The following is a 21,103-nucleotide window of genomic DNA, read 5'->3' on the forward strand; positions in this document are numbered from 1 at the left end:
TTTCAAAAATTATCATGTTTGTATTTTTAACCTTATATATTAAGATAATATCATTTTTATTAAGATAAATTTTGGTTTTAGGCAATTTGTTCTATATTTGTATAGTAGCATAGCCTATCATAGCATATTATATAAACTAACAAAAACTCTTAATTAAAATTATTTTTATTATGGGAAAATTACTCAAACAAATTATGGGTTTTGCTTTTGCACTACTTGGTAGTATTGCTTTTGCGCAAACCACACAGGTATCTGGGACGGTATCTGATATGCAAGGACCATTACCCGGAGTTAACATTGTGGTAAAGGGAACCACAAACGGGGTAACTTCGGATTTTGACGGAAATTATACCATTTCCGATTTAAGCGCTGATGCCGTATTAGTATTTAGTTACATTGGGTTTTCAACTCAAGAAATTACCGTTTCAAATCGTTCTACTATTGATGTAGAGCTTAGTGAAGATTCCGCACTACTAGATGAAGTGGTAGTCGTGGGCTATGGTACTCAAAGCCGAAGAGAGGTTACCGGTGCTATTGCTTCTATAAAGGCAGAAGATATTGCCCAGGTGGTTACAGGCAATCCTACGGCTGCCCTGCAAGGTAAACTGGCAGGTGTACAAGTTGAAACATTTGGCGGTCAGCCTGGTGGTTCCGCAAACGTGTTCGTGCGTGGAATTGGTTCTCTAACCAATTCTTCTCCATTATATGTAATAGACGGAACCTTTGCAGAAAATATGGATTTCGTGAATCCAAACGATATTGAGTCGATTCAAGTACTTAAAGATGCATCTTCTGCAGCAATTTACGGGTCTCGAGCCTCTAATGGTGTAGTATTGATTACAACAAAAAAAGGAATTCGGGACGAAATTTCAGTCAATCTAAACATAAGAGGAGGGTTTGAAGTTGCATCAAAAAAACTAGATTTCTTGAACAGCGAACAATTTTTGGATTATCGAAGGGACTTTGAGACAAACGACGCGAGCGGTTTCCAAATTGATCCTGCTAATTTTTCTGAGAACGGAAGTCTTACCTACACTGATTGGCAAGATAAGTCTTTAGGTACCGGGCCAATTCAAGATTACGGCGTTTCTGTAGCAGGAGGCAACGAAAAGTCTAGATTCTTTTTTTCTACTAATTATTATAACCAAGATGGTATTCTTGTTGGATCAGGCTTTGAAAGAATCAATGCGCGGGTAAATAGTGATTTTAACATAGGGAAATTTACCATTACGGAATCCATTGGTTTAACTCAAAGTAAAATTCAGGAGAATGAATATTTTGGGTTTGAAGCTGCCACATCACCTATTTTACGTTTTAATGCTCCTGAGAATGAAGGTGGGTTTGAGGCACCGGTAAGAGAAACCTCAGGTTTCGGCGGCATAAATAATTATGCTCTAGCAACATTAGATGACAATCTTGAGACCAGAAGAAACTTATTAGGAAATGTAAGTGTTGCTTATGAAATAGTCGATGGATTAACTGCGAAACTAAATCTAGGTTTAGATTACACAAACAGTTTTCGGGAAACATTCAGGCCTACATATTTTATGAGCCCTACAGATGCACGTTTTAATGATAATCCACAAAATGACTTGACCCATGTTCGTTCCGAGTTCTTAAAAACTCAGATTGAACCTACCCTAAATTATAACAAGGAATTTGGCAATCATAAAGTAGACGTTGTTGTTGGTTACGGACAATTAAGAACACGATATGACTTGCTGGCAAACTACGTTGGCAATCTTCCATCCAATGACATACGTACAACTGGTGCTGCAGGAGTTGATAACATTATTGGAAGCGCCGGTTTTAAGGAAGTTGACGGATTAATTTCCACATTTGGTCGTCTCAATTATTCGTTTGCGGGTAAGTACTTATTTACTGGAACGATTAGACGCGATAAATCTTCCAAGTTTGCAGAGGGCTTCCGTTCTGATGTTTTTCCTTCCTTTTCTTTAGGTTGGAGAATTAGTGACGAAGAATTTTTTCCTCAAGACGGTATTATTTCAGAAGCAAAATTACGTGGGGGTTACGGTGAGTTAGGTGCTCAAAATGTCGGCAATTACCTTTACCAGTCCGTTGTGGGCACCACCTCTTCCGCTTCATTTGGAAATTCTATAGCACCTGGTTTTGCACAAACGTCGTTTGCCAATGACGGACTGCAATGGGAAACGTCTTCTACCGTGAATTTCGGGATTGATCTTGGTTTATTCAATAATGCTTTAACCTTCTCTGCTGAATATTATAAAAAGGATATTGAAAACCTATTGGTAGCTGTACCTATCCCTAGTTCAAACGGTACCAATGTACCTCTAACACAAAATGCAGGTGGTTTAGAGAATAGCGGTATAGAATTCTTGTTAAATTATAAAAAGACCGAAGGAGATTTTAAATTTGATATTGGAATTAATCTCGCTACTCAAAAGAGTACTTTAACCCAAGTTCCAAGTGAATTTTTTGGTCCTTCAGTAAACGAGGGAATTCAAAGCGTGAATATATTTAGAGCGGGTGAAGACCCAGGATCCTTTTATGGTTTTGTAGTTGATGGAGTTTATGACGATCAAGCTCAAATAGATAGTGACCCTAACAGAAGCAATGACCCTAACATCTCTGCTCTTTCGCCTGGGGATTTCATTAAAAAGGATATCAACGGTGATGGGCAAATCAATAATGAAGACCAAACTATTTTGGGTAGTCCCGTTCCTGATTTCACTTACGGTATCAATCTTAATGGTGAGTATAAAAACTTTGATTTCAGTATTTTTATTAATGGTGTTCAAGGAAACGAAATTTATAACCAAGCGCGTGTCTTTAACACATTAAGTGCGGATGGTAATAAGTTTACAGACGTTTTAGATAGATGGAGTCCTCAAAATACAACAGGTAGTCTACCTAGGCCAACATCAACAGACCCAGGTCAGAATGGGCTTCCTTCATCGTATGCTGTTGAAGATGGTTCTTTTATTCGCTTGCAAAATCTTACTGTAGGCTACGATTTCTCAGAATATATTAAAACAGAATGGATAAAACGTTTCCGTTTATCCGTTACGGGTCAAAATTTGTTTGTGGTTACCAATTACTCAGGGTATGATCCTGATGTTGCCTCTACGAATGGAGCTCGTTCTAATGAAAACGATGGTTTTTTCGGATTCAGGCCTACTGTTAATTCAGTAACTGGTCGTGGTATTGATATTAGAGCATATCCAAGACCTACTGGAATTATTTTTGGACTGGAAGTAGGATTTTAAAAAAATAAAAATAAAGACTATGATAACTATAAAACAATTTAAGATCATTGCGGTGATCGCATTACTCATTCCTTTCGGATGTAGTGATGAAATTCTTGATCAAACGAATCCAAATGAAATTGCAACGCAAGGATTTTGGAGAAACGCAGAAGATGCGAAATTAGCTGTCAACGGAATGTACCACCCAATCACCGGAACATTTTTCTGGGGGCGTATTGTACATGTTGGTGCATTGTTAAGAACAGATGCTATAAATCCTATTCCTTCTGGAGGAAACACTTCGCTTTCTACTTTTCAGGGAAGTCCTGGTGTAGCCCGTTGGGCACAAGAGCCTTGGGAAGAAGCTTATAAATCAATATTTAGAGCAAATTCAATTCTTGAGAACGTTAATGAAGAAAATGTTCCTAATACAAGTGATCGTAATGAAATATTAGGACAAGCTCATTTTTTTAGAGCCTTCGTATATTTCTACATGGTAAATATATATGGGAATGTTCCTTTAGTGGATAAAACCCCGGACCCTAAGAACGATGATGAGTTATTTCCAACTCAGGCATCACAGCAGGCCGTGTGGGATTTAATTATTGAAGATTTGCAACTAGCAGAGTCTATGTTGCCAGATAGTTGGTCTTCAGAAGATTTGGGTCGGCCTACCAGTTGGTCTGCGACTGCGTTAAAGGGTAAAAGCCATCTGTACAGAAGTGGTTTGCTTAATACTGACGAGTATGCCCTGGCTGAAGCTGCTTTCAAAGAAGTTGTGAATAACGGCCCATACAATCTGTTGCCTTCTGAGCAATATCAAGAAAATTTTACACAAACAAACGAGAATAATAGTGAATCTGTTTTTGAATTGCAATACCATCCAATTGGTAATGGTAATTTTGTTTGGGGTCAAGACATACCAAGAGCAGGAACCCAAGGTAATTTTGTTATTGAGTATGCTCCGCCAAGTCAGACACCAGATAATGGCCATGTAATCAACCCGTGGGTAAAAAATGTATTTGAAACAAACAATGATGAAATAAGAAGAAATGCAACCTTGGCATATGATTATCCAAACAGTGTTGTTAATGTAGACATACCTTTTTCAGAAGGTCTTGCAACTGATATTGAGACAGTAAATTCGTTATTGGACCAACCACAGAATACTGGCTTGGAGCCGATATTTACCCGTAAATATTCCGGCCTAGAACTACCTGTTGGAGCCACCGGTTTCTTAGGTGACGATTACGGTGCAAACTGGAGAATCATACGTTATTCAGACGTCTTGCTAATGTTAGCAGAGGCTATTAATGAACAAAATAGACCGACCGAAGCTGAACCTTTTTTAAACGAAGTTAGAACTAGGGCCCAAATAACTGCTGTTACTGGGTTGAATCAAGAAAACATGCGTCAGGCAATCATAGATGAACGTGTAATGGAACTCACAGGAGAGGGCCACCGCTTCTTTGATTTGGTACGGTGGAATCTAGCAGAAACCTATTTAGGTGCTAATTCAGCGCATGAAGGTCCACATCCAAAGTCTATTGCAGGTGGCGCTTTCCAATCTGGCAAGCATGAATTGGTTTTCATTCCACAGAGTGAATTACAGTCAAATCCCAATTTAGTCCAAAATCAAGGATATTAAAAAGTTTTATGAGTAGTTTGTTGAGTTCAAAAGCCAAGTAGCGTAGTCTGCTTGGCTTTTATTAAAAATAGACTATTTTTAAAAGACAAATATGTTTAGACAAGCCATATACCCGATTTTTGGAGTACTACTTCTTTTCGGATGTTCATCCAAATATGAGAAAAAACCGTCACGTTTCGTTTCAATAACTGCTGAACATTCCCAAATACACTTTCAAAACACCATTATCGAAAATGATTCGATAAACATTATCGATTTTCAATATTGCTATAACGGAGGTGGTGTTGGTATAGGTGATTTTAATAATGACGGATTACAAGACGTTGTTTTTACAGGAAACCAAGTTTCTTCAAAAATCTATTTAAATAATGGAAACTTAGCTTTTTCGGATATATCCGAAAAAGCTAAGTTTTTTACTGATTCTTGGGTTACAGGTGTTTCAATCGTAGACATAAATTCTGATGGTTGGGACGATATTTACCTAAACGTAGGTGGGGCAAATTGCAATAATGATTGTCCGAATTTATTATTCGTAAATCAAGGTTTAGACCAAGAAGGTAGTCCGTTTTTTAAAGAAGAGGCAAGGGCGTATGGTCTAGATGATACGAACTATGCACAGCAAGCAGTATTTTTCGACTATGATCAAGATGGTGATTTAGATGTCTACATAGTTCATAACGGTAATACTACCCATGATAAAAATACACCAATGCCCAAAAAATACTTGCTCGGTCATTTGGCAGATTATCTACTAAAGAACGAGACTATTGAAGGTGTAGGGCACCCGGTGTTTAGAAATGTGTCAGACAGTTTAAATATTAAGGGCAAAGGCTTTGGTCTAGGTGTAGGCATACATGATTTTAATGGAGACAACTTGCCCGATATTTATGTGTCCAATGATTTCATTACAGATGATCTACTGTATATTAATAATGCAACTATTACGACTGATCATCCAACTTTTATAGAATCTAGTAAAGATTATCTGTCCCATGAAACGTATAATGCAATGGGTGTAGATATTGCAGATATCAATAACGATGCTGCACCAGATATTTTGGTGGTTGATATGTTGCCAAATCAGTACAAAAGGCAGAAGTTGATGTTAGGGAGTATGAATTATGATAAATATCTTCTGTCGCAAACTAACGCGTATACAAATCAATTCATGCACAACACGCTTCAATTGGGCAACGGATTCATAGGAAAAAAGCCATTAAAGTATAGCGAAGTTGGTTTTCAAAAAGGCATTTCAAGTACCGATTGGAGCTGGGCTCCGTTAATGGTAGATTTTGATAATGATGGGGATAAAGATATTTACATTACCAACGGCTATGTAAAAGATATTACAGATTTAGATTTTATCAACTACTCAAATGATAACGGCATATTTGGCACACAAGAAGCAAGAAGTAAAAGGGTAAAGGAGTCAGTATCTAAATTACCAGGTATTCATCTTCCCAATTTTATTTATGAGCAAGTTGCTGATGAGCACTTTAATGATGTGTCTAAAACCTGGATAAGTGAGAAAGCATCTTTCTCCAATGGTTCAGCATATGCAGATTTAGATAATGATGGAGATTTAGATTTGGTAGTCAATAATATTAATGAGAAGGCCTTTGTTTTAGAGAATACAACATCAAAAACTAACGAAGCAAATTATCTTAGAATTCGACTTAACGGGGGCTTGCAAAACTCAAAGGCAATTGGGGCTAAAATCTCATTATATAATAAGAGCATCGAACAAAATCAATATCAATCTGTTATCAGAGGGTATTTATCTTCAATGGAGCCCATTGTACATTTCGGATTAAAAGACACTATAATAGACTCTTTAAAAGTAAAGTGGCCTAACGGTAAAACTACGATAAAACATAATGTAGCTGCCAATCAGGTTTTGACATTGATTCAGACCGAAGCATCTGATATAGCTGCATACCCTAAAGAGAAAAAATTGTTGTTCACATCAGATACAACAATGGTAAATCACAAACAAGACGATACTCTTTTAAACGAATATACTTTTCAACATTTATTGGTAAAACAACATACGCCAAAAAGTTCTTGTATTGTTGCCGCCAACGTTGACGGGGTAGCTGGTGATGAATTATTCATTGGAGGTTATAGAGGAAAACCAGGTAGTATTTGGTTTCAAAATGAGGAAGGTGTGTATATGCCATCTCAATTTTTAGAACCGGAATTCGATGATGTTGAGGCTGTGTTTTTCGACATTGATATGGATGGTGATTTAGACCTCTATGTAGCGAGTGGTGGTAATAGATTTGAAAAAGAATCCAAGTATTATCAAGATCGAATATATTTAAACGATGGTGAAGGCGTCTTTGCTAAAAGTGAAAATATAGCGCCTAAAGGAGGCCAAAGTACAAGTGTGATTGCCGCAGAAGATTTTGACAAAGATGGTGACGTAGATGTTTTTGTGGGGGCACGGTTAACGCCAAAAGCATATCCATTGTTACCGGAAAGCTCCCTTTTAATTAATGACAAAGGTAGTTGCAGCAAGAAATTCGAATCACTCTTTTCAAACTTAGGTATGGTAACTAGCGCTGTATGGGAAGATGTAGATAATGATTCTTGGAAAGATTTGATTGTGGTTGGTGAGTTTATGGAAATTATTATTTTTAAAAATCACAAGGGTAGCTTACAACCAATGGCTATTACCTGGTTAAATGAAAATGACCAGCAAATAAATACCTCTGGGTGGTGGAACAAGATAGTTGCCGCTGACATTGATAAAGATGGCGATATAGATTTTATAATCGGAAATCAGGGTATAAATGGTTTTATGAAACCAACACAAGCCCAACCAATTTATCTATATAAGAACGACTTTGATAAAAATGGAAGTTTTGATCCTGTTTTGGCAAAATATTTTAATACCGAAAAAGGAGACATCTTATTACCGGTACATACTAGAGACGATATCATGAAACAATTGACTGTTCTAAAAAATGAATATACAACCTATGAATCTTTTACGAATGCAAATTTTCAAGAGCTACTTAAAATTGAGGACTTAGCAGAAGAAACATTACAAGCAACTATTTTTGAGAGTAGTTATGCAGAGAATTTAGGCAAAGGAAAATTTAGATTGTCGTCGCTTCCCAGTCAATGCCAAGTAGCTCCGGTTCAAGATATATTAATAGATGATTTTGACGGCGATAGTAATTTGGATATTCTAATTGTGGGTAATGATGTGACTTCAGAAACACTTTACGGAAATCAAGATGCATTAACTGGCCTATTAATTAAGCGGTCTGATAATGATTTTATGGTGGTAAGAAGTAAAGAATCTGGTTTTTACGTCCCAGGGCAATCTAACCACCTAATTAAAGGAAGCGATAGAAATGGGAAGCAATTTTTAATGGCCACCCAATATAATGAGGAAGCAAAAGTATTTTTAAAGAAATAATAGAAGAGTTCATATGAAAATAGGTATAGATGCTGGGTATAACATAAGGTTTCAGAAATTACCACACTACCATGTGGAATTCTGACAACTAAAAATATATGGCACTATTATGAATTGTTCTGCACTTCTTTGAACACTAAAAAGTGACCTCGGCAAGAATCGAACTTGCATCTAAAGTTTAGGAAACTTCTATTCTATCCATTGAACTACGAGGCCATTTAACTAAGGGGCAAAAGTAAAGTTTTTTTGTATTTGCAGAAAAAACCGAGTAACTAATTTCACCTTATTTTTGTCCCAAATTGTAAGGCCACTAATCAATAAACATATTAGGAAGTGCTAAAGAAAACCAAGGAAACAAAGTAACTAGAATTAACACCACAAAACTTACCAGCAAAAAGGGCAGACCTGCCTTACTTACTTCCCCAATAGATATTTTACCAATGCTAGATGCTACAAAAAGACATACTCCCACAGGTGGCGTGGTCAATCCTATAATTAAATTCAATACAGCTATTACGGCAAAGTGAACAGGATCAACATCTACAGCTAAAGCCACTTTCAATAAAATTGGAAACAGAATTAAAAGAGCTGCAACCGTCTCCATGAAAGTACCCACTATAATCAACAAGAGATTAATCAATAGTAATACTACATACTTGTTGTCTGTAAAACCTAGAATTTCACTGGAAATACTTTGCGGAATCTGTTCTGTAATCAGTATATAACCAAACAGGTTGGCAAAACCTACCAAAACCATAAGGGAAGCAGAGGTTTTCATACTATCCAGAAAGACGACCTGAATGTTCTTGAAATTCAATTTTTTATAAACGAACTTACCAATGATCAAAGCATAGACTACAGCAATTATAGATGCTTCTGTAGGTGTAAAAAGTCCTCCAATAATACCGTACAGAATGATAAAGGTCATTAAAAGCGACCAAAATGTATCAACAAAGCCAAGGGTTACCTGCTTTAGCGTACTTCTAGCATGTTTGGGATAATTTCGCTTTCTAGATATTACATAGGCAGTAATCAATAGCCCAATACCTAAAAGTAAGCCTGGCAAAGCACCTGCAAGAAACAATTTACCTACCGAAAGTCCACTTAATGTCGCGGCGATAATCATAGGTACACTGGGAGGAACAATAGGACCAATAGTTGAAGAAGCCGCCGTAACAGCGCATGAAAAACCAGTGTCGTAACCTTCCTTTTTCATTGCAGGAATCATAATAGACCCCATACTTGCCGTATCGGAAATAGCTGTACCTGAAATACCTGCGAACAACATAGATGCTCCAATATTAACCAATGAAAGTCCGCCTCTAATGTGCCCCAACAAATGATTACAGAATGTGATTATTTTCTCCGTCAGACCACCTTGGTTCATGAGATTTCCTGCCATAATAAAACCAGGAACACTTAGTAAAACGAATACATCAATACCCGAATACATTTTCATTGGAATGATAATCAACGGAATACCTTTTACCAAAATGTAACTCAAGCATGAGAGTCCAAGTGCAAAAGCTATAGGAAAACGTAAAACGAGACATACCACAAATACTAGAACAAGAACCCAAATCATGATTTAGAATTTTTATAATTTCTTTGGATTTTTTTCCAGAGGTAATAACTGACGGAAGCAGACATAATGAACATACTAAAAAAGGCAATTCCCATATTAAAACCCATACTGGGTGATTTTTCCGAAATACCCAATAACATAAATTGTATGGAATAGATTGCCATGACAGCAAATAAAAACAATGAGATTATGGGAATAACTTTAACCAATAAGCGCTGCATTTTTACAGGAAAACTACTAAAGAACATATCTAAATGAACATAATACTCATTTTTCATAGCTAGGCCAGCACCAAAAGACATGGCATAAATAAAGAATAGACGCGAAGCTTCCTCTGTCCACGTTGGGGTATCTAATGGCGTAAACCTGCAGAAAATCTGCAATAACACGGTAAATATGAGTCCCCAAGTACTTAATAACACCCCAACCTTTAAAATGCGCCCAATAGTTTTATGAAGCATCCTTTTCTACTTTAAGTTGATCGTATATTTTTTTCATTTCGGGGGAAAGACTATTGTAAATGGCTTCTTCACACCTTTGTTGGAAAGCATCTTTATCCACCTCAATAAACTCCATTCCTTTTGCTTTCAGTTGATTTTGAACCTCCTTTTCATTCTCTAAAAAAAGATGGTGTTCATAGGCTTGCATATCATTTGCCGCTAGTAAAAAAATTTTCTGTAAATCAGGCGGGAGTCTTTGAAATTGCTTTTCGCCAATAACGGGATAAACCCAACTTATGACGTGACCAGTTAGGTTTAAGTACTTTTGCACCTCAGCAAAACCGGCATTATTAATTAATGCAAACGGATTCTCTTGTGCCTCTATAGTACCTTGTTGCAAAGAAGTAAAAACCTCCGAAAAGGCCATGGGCGTAGGTTTTGCCCCAAGAGCTTTCCAAAGGGTTACGAATGATGGTACGTTTGGCACTCTAACAATAAGTCCGTCCAAATCATCAGGGTGTCTTATGGGTCTATTTGATGTTAAATGTCTTGGACCTCGCTCAAAGTGACCTAACGAACGTAAGCCTGACTTATTAATCATTTCTTCTTCCATCAACTTACCTATAGGTCCATTAATGTACCTATTCATATCAGTTGAATCCTGCATCAAAAAAGGAAGTTCACAGAAAGTGGCTACTTCAAACCAATTGGTAAGCGTAGAACCTGTAGTGGTCATATCAATAACATCGGCTTGAATAAGTCTAATGGCCTCAATTTCTTTAGCTAACTGCTCGGACGGATATACTTCTACCTTAATTCTTCCTTTGGAGCGTTCTTCAAGAATTTGCGAAAAATAGACAAAGGCCTTATACCAAGTGTGTTCTTCATTCACCAAAAGAGCGGTGCGTAAAAGGAATTCTGGTTCGGCTTTATCCGGCTTACAACTATTAAAGGTTAAGAGAATAAAAAAACAAAGAATCGTTTTTCGGAAAATAGAATTTGACAATAACCAATGGTCCATATCTAATCTTCTACCTCAACAATCATTTCTACCTCAACAGCAATATTACCGGGTAAAGATCCCATACCCACTGCGGCACGTGCATGTTTACCTCTCTCACCAAAAACTTCTACCATTAAATCTGAATACCCATTAACTACCTTGGGTTGATCTGTAAAATCAGAAACGGCATTTACCATACCGCGAACTTTAACAATGCGCTTTACTTTTTTAAGGTCTCCCAATTCCAATTTTAAAACCGAGATTTGATTAATTGCTGTAATTCTAGCAGCTTCATATCCCTCTTCAATAGTAAGGTCAGCTCCTAGCTTTCCAGTTATGTTTTCACCGTTAGGTTTCGTTGGACCTTTACCCGCAAGAAAAATAAGGTTTCCTGTGCGTACGGCATTTACATAATTACCGATGGCGGCAGATGGTTCAGAAAGCTCTATACCAAGTTCTACAAGCCTGGCTTCCGGATCATACTCGGTTTCATTTTGGGCAAATCCATTAAATGAAGTAAAAACAAAAATTGAGGTAATTAAAATTAGGTTTTTCATATGGTCTGAATTCTTTCTTGAAACTACAAGATAAGAATTTCTTACTTCCCTTAACATCTTCGAAAACAGAAAATAAACAACAACAAAAGTACATATTATTTCAAATATGAAACTAGTTTCAGAAAAGCATGGATTTAGAATAAGGTATCTGTATATTTTTAAATTGTATGTAAACTGATGTATTCTAATGAAACATTAAACTAGAAAAATAATTTATTTAAATTCCTTTAATACCATAAGCAGCATCGTTCCAACGTAATTCTTGTTTAAAGCGATAGAGGTCTGTTTTTTCATCAATCAACAAAAATTCTATATCCATGATTTCGGCAAAATCCTCTAGTGATTCTGCGGAAATATTCTGACTATAACAAGTGTGATGTGCTCCTCCGCCATAAATCCATGCTGCAGCAGCAGTTTGGAGGTCTGGTTTGGCATCCCACAACACTCTAGCTACAGGAAGGTTTGGCATATCATTTTCGATTTCTAAAGCCTCTACTTTATTGACCAACATTCTAAACCGATTACCCATATCTACAACCGATGCATTCAAAGCCTTACCGGCACTCGCATTAAACACTAAACGCACAGGGTCTTCTTTTCCACCGATTCCCAAAGGATGGATTTCGCAAGAAACATTTCCTTTGGCAATTGACGGGCAAATTTCCAACATATGCGAACCTAAAACTGTAGTATTTTCAGGATCAAAATGATAGGTGTAATCTTCCATAAAACTGTTTCCGCCTTCAAGACCTGCACCCATAACTTTCATGGTGCGAACTAGTGCGGCGGTCTTCCAATCACCTTCTCCACCAAAACCATAACCACTGGCCATTAGTCTTTGTGTAGCGATACCCGGCAATTGTTTCATTCCGTGTAAATCTTCAAAAGTATCGGTAAAAGCGGTATAACCACCCTCCTCAAGAAAAGCACGCATACCCAATTCTATTTTGGCTGCATCCCTTAAAGAATTGCGCATACTTCCGTCGGACTTAATTTTAGCTGCCATAGTATACGAATCCTCATATTCTTGAATTAACGTATTTATTTGATCATCGGAAACTCCATCTATATATTTAACTAGGTCACCTACTCCATATCCGTTTACTTCGTAACCGAATTTTAATTGAGCAGAAACCTTGTTACCTTCTGTGACCGCTACTTGGCGCATATTATCACCAAAACGAGCCACTTTCATATCTTTTGAATCAGCAACAGCACATGCCACACGGCACCAATTACCCACTTTCTGTAAAACGGATTCATTTTTCCAATGACCAACTATCACTTTTCGGTTCAATCGCATTCTTGACGCTAAAAAACCAAATTCCCGTCCACCATGCGCCGACTGGTTCAGGTTCATGAAATCCATATCAATCGCATTCCACGGAATATCGCGGTTATACTGTGTATGTAGGTGCAAAAATGGTTTCTGAAGTGCTTGCAGACCAGCAATCCACATTTTAGCCGGAGAGAAGGTATGCATCCATAAAATTAAACCTACGCAGGCATCCGTATTGTTGGCCTCTTTACATAAAATACTTATTTCACCAGCAGTTTTAACCACGGGTTTAAAAATAACCCTTACCGGAATTATCTTGTTGCCATCATAATACTGGGCTATCTCAGCAGAATGCTCCGCTACCTGCGCTAAAGTTTCTGGCCCGTATAGATGTTGGCTGCCCGTTGCGAACCAAATTTCATTCTTATTTAAATCAATCATCATTTATCAAAATAAATTTATCATTAGGAAAAATACACGTACATACCCAATACAATGGAGCATATTACAAAACCAACAGGTTTGGCAAATTTCCATGGCGTAATATCCACTTGTTCAGTATATACTTCAACATATTCCGTTTCTCTAGGCCAGAATTTCCCAATAATGAACATTAGTACTACCACCAAAACAAACAAGATGCCCATAACATGCAGAAAGCTGATGTCTGGCTTAACAATATAAAGAGTTACTAAATAGGTAACCACTGCGAAGACTATACCAATGTTGGCAGCTATACCTGGTACTTTTTTAGTTAAGTAACCTACTAAGATTATAGCTAAAATAGGCACACTATACGACCCATTTAATTCTTGTAGATAATTGAATATACCACCTTCCACCCCGAATAATAGCGGTGCTATAATCATAGAAATTATAGCAAGGAAAATACCGAATATTTTACCTGCCTTTACGATTTGTTTCTCAGAAGCTTCTTTATTAATGTATTCTTTGTAAAAGTCGAGTCCAAAAAGGGTAACGGAACTGTTAAGTGCACTATTGAAAGAACTTAAAATAGCACCAAAAAGGACTGCCGCAAAAAATCCTATAAAGGCAGTCGGCAAAACCTTCTTCACCACCATAGGATACGCTTGATCCGCATTGGTCAATTCACCATTAAAAATCTGATAGGCAATAATACCTGGTAATACCACAATAAATGGTCCTAATATTTTCACGAATGCGGCAAGGCTCAACCCTATTTGACCTTCACGTAAATTCTTGGCACCAAGAGCCCTTTGAATGATAGCTTGGTTCGTTCCCCAATAATAGAAATTTACAATAATCATACCTGTAAAAAGTGTCCAAAAAGGCACTGAGGAATCAGGGCCACCCAAAACATCGAACTTTTCAGGAAAATTGGTTGTCAGGACATCCATACCAGCAGTAAGACTTCCATCGCCCACGTATAGCAACCCGAATATAGGTATAAGCGAACCACCAATGATTAAACCTACAGCATTAATAGAATCCGATACCGCAACTGCCTTCAATCCACCGAAAATAGCATAGATACTTCCGATTACACCAATACCCCAAACAGTAACCCATAAAGCGCTTTCTTCGCCCATGCCCATTGCTTCGGGTAAATCAAACATGGTATTTATTGCCAAAGCACCAGAATACAGCACAGTAGGCAACATAGAAATGGCATACCCTCCTAAGAACAAAAGGGACACTAAGGTTTTTGTGGATTTTCCGTATCGTTTTTCCAAAAATTGAGGAATGGTAGCAATACCTCCTTTTAAATATCTAGGTAATAACACCAATGCAGTAAAGACCATAGCTATAGCAGCCAATACCTCGTAAGCCATAATGAGAATACCCTCGCTATAGGCAATACCGTTCATACCTACAATTTGCTCTGTTGACAGATTTGTTAAAAGCAACGATCCTGCTATTACTGGTCCGGTAAGGCTACGACCACCTAAAAAATAACCGTCCGAAGAGGTTTCATCCGTTTTTCTAGTTGATAAATATGCTATGATTGCTACTAGTAATGTAAACCCGATGAACGTTGCTATTCCCATAAAATATATTTCAATTAAAACTTAACACCCTTGTCCGTAATAGGCATCTTTACCGTGCTTGCGCTCAAAATGCTTCTTTTTTAAAGCCTCTTTTAACGTAGCTGCGTTAGGATTTATCTGCAAGGTTAGATGTGCCATTTTAGCTACTTCTTCACATACAGCACTATTATATACTGCTTTGGCGGCGGTTGCACCCCAAGTAAAAGGAGCATGGCTACCAACCAGTATCATACCTATTTCGTTATAATCTAACCCTCTTTCTTTTAAACAATCAATTATTTGATAGCCCGTCATATGCTCGTAATCTCCTTCTATATACTCGTCTTTCATAGGAGGAGCACATGGAATATCAGCAATCAAATGATCGGCATGAGTCGTTCCGAAGATAGGAATATCTTTTATTGCTTGTGCCCATGCAGTACCGTAAGTTGAATGTGTGTGAACCACTCCGCCTATTTTATCCCATTCTTTATAAAGAACAGCATGTGTTTTTGTGTCAGATGAGGGTCTCATTTTACCTTCTACAATCTTTGCATCAAAATCGCAAATGACAATATCCTCAACCTTTAATGTATTATAAGGTACGCCACTTGGTTTAATAGCGAAAACCCCTTTATCTCTATCTACAGCACTTGCGTTTCCAAATGTAAACAATACCAGACCTAGTTCCGGAAGCTGCATGTTTGCCTCAAAGGCCTCTTCTTTTAATGATGTATACTTACCCATTTCTTCTGGTTTCGTTCATGATATGTTTCTCCATCGTATCGCCTAGCCTACTGTAGTTTTCATATACTTTTTCATAGGCTATTGCATCTGTTTCATTCGGTTGATAAATAATCTCAAAAGGGCTACCCATCTTCTCCATAGCTTCGGGAACATTGGTGTAGACCTCCGCAGCTACAGCACCAAAAACTGCCGCACCTAATGCACAGGCCTGTTCTGACTCCACTACTTTAATAGGCATATTAAGTACATTGGCCATCATTTGCATTATAAATGGTGATTTCTTGGCCACTCCCCCCAAAGCTATAACCCCTTTAATTGGTATACCTTCGGATAGGAACCTATCTACTATCTTTTTTGCCCCAAAACAGGAAGCTTCCACTAAAGCTCTAAATATTTTAGGCGATGTACTCCCTAAATTTATACCTGCAATTACTCCTTTCAAATTCTGATTGGCATCTGGTGTTCTTCTTCCATTCATCCAATCTAGCGCCAACTCTCCCGAAGCACCAATAGGCTCTTTGCTTGCGGCATTACTAAGTTCGGGAATCAGGTTTTTAAGTGCCTCTGCAATTAATTTTTCCTTGGTATCTTCATCAATTAAAGAAGACTTAGATATAAGTTCTTGAATTGGCCACGCCAAAACCCTGCTGTACCAAGCATAAATATCCCCAAAAGCAGACTGACCAGCTTCCAACCCTAACATATTAGGAATGACGGAACCATCTACTTGTCCGCATATACCTTTTACCAATTTTTCTTCCCCTTCCATAGGAGCTACCAGAACATCACAAGTAGATGTCCCCATTATTTTTGTTAGATAGTATGGCTCAATCTTAGCGCCTACGGCGCCCATATGGGCATCAAAAGCCCCCACTGAAACAATAGTTTCCGCAGAAAGACCCAATCGCTCAGCCCATTCCGGACTTAAAGTACCCGCTGAGATGTCTGAAGTATAGGTCTTATCAAAAAGACGTTCTCTTAGTCCGTCCAAAAGCGGATCTAATGCTACAAGAAAATCATTAGAAGGCAATCCATTATAACTTTCATGCCAAAGCGCTTTATGCCCTGCTGCACATCTGCTACGTTTCATTTCACGAACATCGTTGCCCCCAGTTAATAAAAACGGAATCCAATCACAATGCTCTACCCAAGAATAGGCAGCTCCATACACCTTGTTATCTACTCTAGAAACATGAAGTATTTTGCTCCAAAACCACTCTGAAGAATAAATTCCGCCTTCATATTGTGAATAATCGATATCCCATGTAGCGCATAATGCATTAATTTCATTGGCTTCCTGGATACCGGTATGGTCTTTCCAAAGCACGAACATTGCGTTCGGGTTCTCTTTGAATGCATCCAAAAGTGCCAATGGAGTTCCATTAGCATCTACCGCAACGGGTGTACTTCCCGTAGTATCTACACCTATGCTAACAATTTGTGCCGCAACCTTAGGACCTACTTCAGCAACAACGGACTTTACCGTAGATTCTATACCTTCTATGTAGTCTAAAGGATGTTGGCGAAAACTATTTTCGGAAGGAACACAGTATTTGCCTTCTTTCCAACGTACATAATAATGTACCGCCGTGGAAAGCTCTTGACCTGTTTTTGTGTTGACCAAAACAGCTCGGACGGAATCCGAACCAAAATCCAAGCCCAGACTATAGGCGGTTTGTGACCTCATATGTAAAAACTTTAAATTTAAGGTAGCGTTTTAACAGAATCCTTTTGTAAAAGAAACTAATATAGAACTTTTTACAAGTGTTTCAAAAACACTTAATGCTTAAATTGTAAAGTTTTTTGTTTTATTATATTTTTTCTCGTTAAAACGGTATAAAAAGGCGCCTTTTTTAGATTCAGACATGTCTTTTTCATCCAATTTGATTAAAAAATCCATCGTAGCAAGTTTCTTTCGGAAATTACGCTTATCCATTTCCTCCTGAAAAATACCTTCATATAGCTTTTGTAGTTGGGGTAAGGTAAACTTATCAGGAAGAAGGTTAAAGACTATAGGAAAAGTACGTACTCTTCTCTGAAGCCTTCTTATGGCAGACTCAACCATATCCTTATGATCAAAAATTAAATTAGGAAGTTCATCTATAGGATACCATTTGGCCCTATATTCCTCAATAAGATCCTTATTATACTTGTCTTTAAGAATCAATGCGCTGTAAGTTGTAGACACTACACGTTCATAAGGATCACGTTTGGCCTTACCAAAAGTACGGACCTGCTCCATATAAACATCTTCTAGACCTGATAGGTCTTTTAAAACTCTATTTGCCGCATCGTCAAGATCTTCATGGTTACCAACAAAACCACCCATAAGAGACCATCTATCTTTTTCAGGTGCAAAGCCCCTTTGGACCAACAGCACTTCTAACCTATTATCATTAAACCCAAAGATGATACAATCCACAGCAAGGGTAATTTGCTGTATATCCTTATATGTTCTGTCCATCATAATTTAAACTTAAGTTAACGGTTTCATCAAAAATACGGAAAGAATCCGGTTGTAAGTGTATGTGTAACATTTTCAATTTTATCCTATGAAAAAATCACTAATTGACGTTCATTTGAATCACCCAGTAGCCTAAAGGAGCATAATTTTCGGCTATTAAAAATTGAGTTTACAATGATTTCATGTGTCATCCTTGTAGCATCGTAAAATGAATACTAATTTCTTGGTTTTTTCGCAAAACAGTTAACGAAACACTGTCCTACTCCAAATTTTCGACATGAGTCCCCTTTTTATCTATGAAACACAGTCAACACATTTTAAAGGATTGTTCTAATGGAGTATCTTGTGCCCCATACCAAAGCATACATTTTATTAAAACCTAACCATATGATTACTGAAAGTAAAAAAATTCTAATTACCGGAGTTGCAGGCTTTTTAGGCTCCAATTTTTTAGTTAAAACGTTGAACGAAGGACACTGCGTTGTCGGGATAGATAATCTATCTATGGGTTCTCTTCAAAATATTCAAGATAGCCTTGACCATAAAAACTTTGAGTTTATAGAAGGTGATGTTCTAGACACTACCTTAATAGACAGACTAGATGATGACTTTGACGTTATAGTTCATCTAGCAGCTTTTAAAATACCAAGATACGGCAACGCTGTTGATACATTAAAAATCAACTCCAAGGGAAGCGAAAATATGCTTGAACTTGCCCGAAAACTTAAATGTAAATTTGTTCTTGCATCAACATCTGATGTATATGGCATGAGTCCTGATATTCCTTTTAAGGAAGATGGAAACTGTCTTATAGGAGATTCAAAAGTGCCGCGTTGGGCTTATGCCGTTTCAAAACTTTTTGATGAGCATTTAGCCTTGGCTTATATGGAAGATTATGATTTTCCTGTTGTTATCCTAAGATTCTTTGGCTCTTATGGACCAAACCAAAATCTTTCATGGTGGGGAGGCCCGCAATCTGTTTTTATAGATTGTATATTGAATAACAAAGAAATCCCAATTCATGGTGATGGACAGCAAACTAGAACCTTTACTTTCGTAAATGACACTATAGAGGGCATCTACGCCGCAACTACAAAGCCAGAAGCCAACGGAGAGGTTTTTAATATTGGAGCAAATGAAGAAATTACCATTCTTGAGCTTGCTACTTTACTTAAAGAAATCTCTGGCGAACCAACAACTTCAGAAGTAAAACTGATTCCGTACAACGAAATATCTGCTGGGAGAAAATATCAAGACGTCATGAGACGCGTACCTGACAATACAAAAGCAGAGCGAATACTTGGTATTAAGGCCAAGACTTCATTAAAAGAAGGCCTTCGAATAACTTTTGAATGGCAAAAAAATATTACTTCAACAAAAGCAGAGGTATTATGAAAATAGGCATCGTGGGAGGCGGTTTCATGGGCTTGACATTAGCTCATGAAATTGCAAAAACCAATGCCACCGTCAAAGTTTTTGAAAGCGCTGCTCAAATGGGCGGCTTGTCAACACATGAAGATTACGGTCCTTTTATTTGGGATCGATTCTATCACGTCATCCTACCTACCGATAATTTCTTAATAGACCTTATTGATGATTTAGGCCTTGGCGATAAATTGTGCTGGCGACGCTCTTATACGGGGTATTACGTTCAGAAAAAATTCTACTCCATTAGTAGCTCAAAAGAGTTTTTACTTTTTCCTGCTTTAAACTTGTGGGATAAGGCCATGCTAGCATTTACTATTTTCTATGGTTCCAAAATTAAGGATTGGAAGAAATTAGAAAAAATTACAGTTGAAGATTGGCTAATTAAAATGGGCGGCAGAGCTACCTACGAAAAATTTTGGTCACCTTTACTATTGGCCAAACTAGGCGAAAACCATAAAAAAGTTTCTGCGGTATTCATTTGGAGCTATATTAAAAGACTCTTTCAAGCCCGCAGTTCAGCTGCTCAAAAAGAGCATATGGGCTATATAGAAGGAGGTTACAAGACCTTTTTTGACACCTTACAAAATAATCTACATGAGAAAGGGTCAGAGATTTCCCTTAATAGTGTGGTTCAGAATGTAAAAGCTAATCCTCAAGGAGGAGTTACGGTTACTTGCGATGACAAGGAAGAACATTTTGACAAGGTTATCTTTACCTCGCCTCTTAACATACTCTCTAAGGTTGCGAATCCTGATTTATTTGAATCATCTAAGCCTGACGCTCCAGTAGAATATCTTGGCGTTATTTGTTTAGTTTTGATAACTAAGAATTCTTTAACACCTTATTATGTACTTAATATTGCGGATAAAGAAATTCCGTTTACAGGAGTTATAGGAATGAGTTCATTAGTTGACCTGGATCAGACCAGTGGTGAACATTTGACATATTTCCCAAAATATGTAAGCGCAAACGACCCTTATTGGAAAAAATCAGATGAAGAGTTAAAATCGCTATTTTTAGAAGGCGTATCAAAACTATATCCTGATTTTGATACAAATGACATTGTTTCTGCTCATTTACACAAGGCTCTTAAAGTACAGCCACTTCAAGTTTTGAACTATTCAGAAACCATTCCTGATGTAAAAACCAAACATAAGGATTTCTATATACTAAATACTTCTCAATTTGTAAATGACACCCTAAACAACAATACGGTTGTAAATCATGTAGAGAAATTTGTTACCCAATTTAAGACAGAATCCAATTTACAATAACACATACAACAT

14 protein-coding genes and 1 tRNA gene are annotated in these 21,103 nt (G+C 37.5%); 5 read left to right on the forward strand and 10 right to left on the reverse strand.

Features of this window, described 5'->3' with window-relative positions; translation table 11 throughout:
* Positions 1 to 170 precede the first annotated feature (170 nt).
* From IWB64_RS04620 to IWB64_RS04630, 3 genes are all read left to right on the forward strand, one after another.
* Complete coding sequence (locus tag IWB64_RS04620; RefSeq protein WP_226975808.1) at positions 171 to 3,248, forward strand: SusC/RagA family TonB-linked outer membrane protein; 3,078 nt, start codon at positions 171 to 173, stop codon at positions 3,246 to 3,248.
* A gap of 19 nt (positions 3,249 to 3,267) precedes the next feature.
* Positions 3,268 to 4,875, forward strand: coding sequence for a RagB/SusD family nutrient uptake outer membrane protein (locus IWB64_RS04625; protein ID WP_194532890.1), 1,608 nt, complete (start codon positions 3,268 to 3,270; stop codon positions 4,873 to 4,875).
* A gap of 91 nt (positions 4,876 to 4,966) precedes the next feature.
* Complete coding sequence (locus IWB64_RS04630) at positions 4,967 to 8,305, forward strand: VCBS repeat-containing protein (protein WP_194532891.1); 3,339 nt, start codon at positions 4,967 to 4,969, stop codon at positions 8,303 to 8,305.
* Between the two features lie 144 nt (positions 8,306 to 8,449).
* Here IWB64_RS04630 and IWB64_RS04635 read toward each other — a convergent pair.
* The 10 genes from IWB64_RS04635 to IWB64_RS04680 form a co-directional block, all read right to left on the reverse strand.
* Positions 8,450 to 8,521 (reverse strand) — tRNA-Arg (locus tag IWB64_RS04635).
* 94 nt (positions 8,522 to 8,615) lie between these two features.
* Positions 8,616 to 9,890: a TRAP transporter large permease gene (locus IWB64_RS04640; RefSeq protein ID WP_194532892.1), complete on the reverse strand. Its 1,275-nt coding sequence runs from the start codon at positions 9,888 to 9,890 to the stop codon at positions 8,616 to 8,618.
* On the reverse strand, positions 9,887 to 10,351 hold the full coding sequence (locus tag IWB64_RS04645; RefSeq protein ID WP_194532893.1) for a TRAP transporter small permease: 465 nt from the start codon (positions 10,349 to 10,351) through the stop codon (positions 9,887 to 9,889). The genes IWB64_RS04640 and IWB64_RS04645 overlap by 4 nt, the downstream gene beginning before the upstream one ends.
* On the reverse strand, positions 10,341 to 11,351 hold the full coding sequence (locus tag IWB64_RS04650; RefSeq protein WP_194532894.1) for a TRAP transporter substrate-binding protein: 1,011 nt from the start codon (positions 11,349 to 11,351) through the stop codon (positions 10,341 to 10,343). Before IWB64_RS04650 ends, IWB64_RS04645 begins: the two co-directional genes overlap by 11 nt.
* A gap of 2 nt (positions 11,352 to 11,353) precedes the next feature.
* Entirely contained in the window at positions 11,354 to 11,890 is a 537-nt protein-coding gene (locus tag IWB64_RS04655) for a RidA family protein (RefSeq protein WP_194532895.1), read from the reverse strand.
* Between the two features lie 217 nt (positions 11,891 to 12,107).
* Positions 12,108 to 13,610 (reverse strand): L-arabinose isomerase, encoded by a 1,503-nt coding sequence (gene araA, locus IWB64_RS04660; RefSeq protein WP_194535809.1) that lies wholly within the window; start codon positions 13,608 to 13,610, stop codon positions 12,108 to 12,110.
* 23 nt (positions 13,611 to 13,633) lie between these two features.
* Positions 13,634 to 15,199, reverse strand: coding sequence for a solute:sodium symporter family transporter (locus tag IWB64_RS04665; protein WP_194532896.1), 1,566 nt, complete (start codon positions 15,197 to 15,199; stop codon positions 13,634 to 13,636).
* A gap of 21 nt (positions 15,200 to 15,220) precedes the next feature.
* Positions 15,221 to 15,925, reverse strand: coding sequence for an L-ribulose-5-phosphate 4-epimerase (locus IWB64_RS04670; RefSeq protein WP_194532897.1), 705 nt, complete (start codon positions 15,923 to 15,925; stop codon positions 15,221 to 15,223).
* Positions 15,918 to 17,612 carry a ribulokinase gene (locus IWB64_RS04675; protein WP_194532898.1) on the reverse strand — a complete coding sequence of 565 codons (1,695 nt, stop codon included), beginning with the start codon at positions 17,610 to 17,612 and terminating at the stop codon, positions 15,918 to 15,920. Before IWB64_RS04675 ends, IWB64_RS04670 begins: the two co-directional genes overlap by 8 nt.
* Positions 17,613 to 17,711: 99 nt before the next feature.
* Positions 17,712 to 18,392, reverse strand: coding sequence for an NUDIX hydrolase (locus IWB64_RS04680; protein ID WP_317171951.1), 681 nt, complete (start codon positions 18,390 to 18,392; stop codon positions 17,712 to 17,714).
* Positions 18,393 to 18,776: 384 nt separating this feature from the next.
* Here IWB64_RS04680 and IWB64_RS04685 point away from each other — a divergent pair, with 384 nt between their 5' ends.
* Complete coding sequence (locus IWB64_RS04685) at positions 18,777 to 19,784, forward strand: NAD-dependent epimerase/dehydratase family protein (protein ID WP_194532899.1); 1,008 nt, start codon at positions 18,777 to 18,779, stop codon at positions 19,782 to 19,784.
* Positions 19,781 to 21,091 carry an NAD(P)/FAD-dependent oxidoreductase gene (locus IWB64_RS04690; RefSeq protein ID WP_194532900.1) on the forward strand — a complete coding sequence of 437 codons (1,311 nt, stop codon included), beginning with the start codon at positions 19,781 to 19,783 and terminating at the stop codon, positions 21,089 to 21,091. The genes IWB64_RS04685 and IWB64_RS04690 overlap by 4 nt, the downstream gene beginning before the upstream one ends.
* The last annotated feature ends 12 nt before the right edge of the window (positions 21,092 to 21,103 follow it).

The sequence above is a fragment of the Zobellia nedashkovskayae genome (assembly GCF_015330125.1).
Lineage (GTDB): Bacteria > Bacteroidota > Bacteroidia > Flavobacteriales > Flavobacteriaceae > Zobellia > Zobellia nedashkovskayae.

Coding starts and splice junctions, on each gene's coding strand:
- IWB64_RS04620 (WP_226975808.1), top strand. CDS start 171: ATGGGAAAATTACTCAAACAAATTATGGGTTTTGCTTTTGCACTACTT.
- IWB64_RS04625 (WP_194532890.1), top strand. CDS start 3,268: ATGATAACTATAAAACAATTTAAGATCATTGCGGTGATCGCATTACTC.
- IWB64_RS04630 (WP_194532891.1), top strand. CDS start 4,967: ATGTTTAGACAAGCCATATACCCGATTTTTGGAGTACTACTTCTTTTC.
- IWB64_RS04640 (WP_194532892.1), bottom strand. CDS start 9,890: ATGATTTGGGTTCTTGTTCTAGTATTTGTGGTATGTCTCGTTTTACGT.
- IWB64_RS04645 (WP_194532893.1), bottom strand. CDS start 10,351: ATGCTTCATAAAACTATTGGGCGCATTTTAAAGGTTGGGGTGTTATTA.
- IWB64_RS04650 (WP_194532894.1), bottom strand. CDS start 11,351: ATGGACCATTGGTTATTGTCAAATTCTATTTTCCGAAAAACGATTCTT.
- IWB64_RS04655 (WP_194532895.1), bottom strand. CDS start 11,890: ATGAAAAACCTAATTTTAATTACCTCAATTTTTGTTTTTACTTCATTT.
- araA (WP_194535809.1), bottom strand. CDS start 13,610: ATGATTGATTTAAATAAGAATGAAATTTGGTTCGCAACGGGCAGCCAA.
- IWB64_RS04665 (WP_194532896.1), bottom strand. CDS start 15,199: ATGGGAATAGCAACGTTCATCGGGTTTACATTACTAGTAGCAATCATA.
- IWB64_RS04670 (WP_194532897.1), bottom strand. CDS start 15,925: ATGGGTAAGTATACATCATTAAAAGAAGAGGCCTTTGAGGCAAACATG.
- IWB64_RS04675 (WP_194532898.1), bottom strand. CDS start 17,612: ATGAGGTCACAAACCGCCTATAGTCTGGGCTTGGATTTTGGTTCGGAT.
- IWB64_RS04680 (WP_317171951.1), bottom strand. CDS start 18,392: ATGATGGACAGAACATATAAGGATATACAGCAAATTACCCTTGCTGTG.
- IWB64_RS04685 (WP_194532899.1), top strand. CDS start 18,777: ATGATTACTGAAAGTAAAAAAATTCTAATTACCGGAGTTGCAGGCTTT.
- IWB64_RS04690 (WP_194532900.1), top strand. CDS start 19,781: ATGAAAATAGGCATCGTGGGAGGCGGTTTCATGGGCTTGACATTAGCT.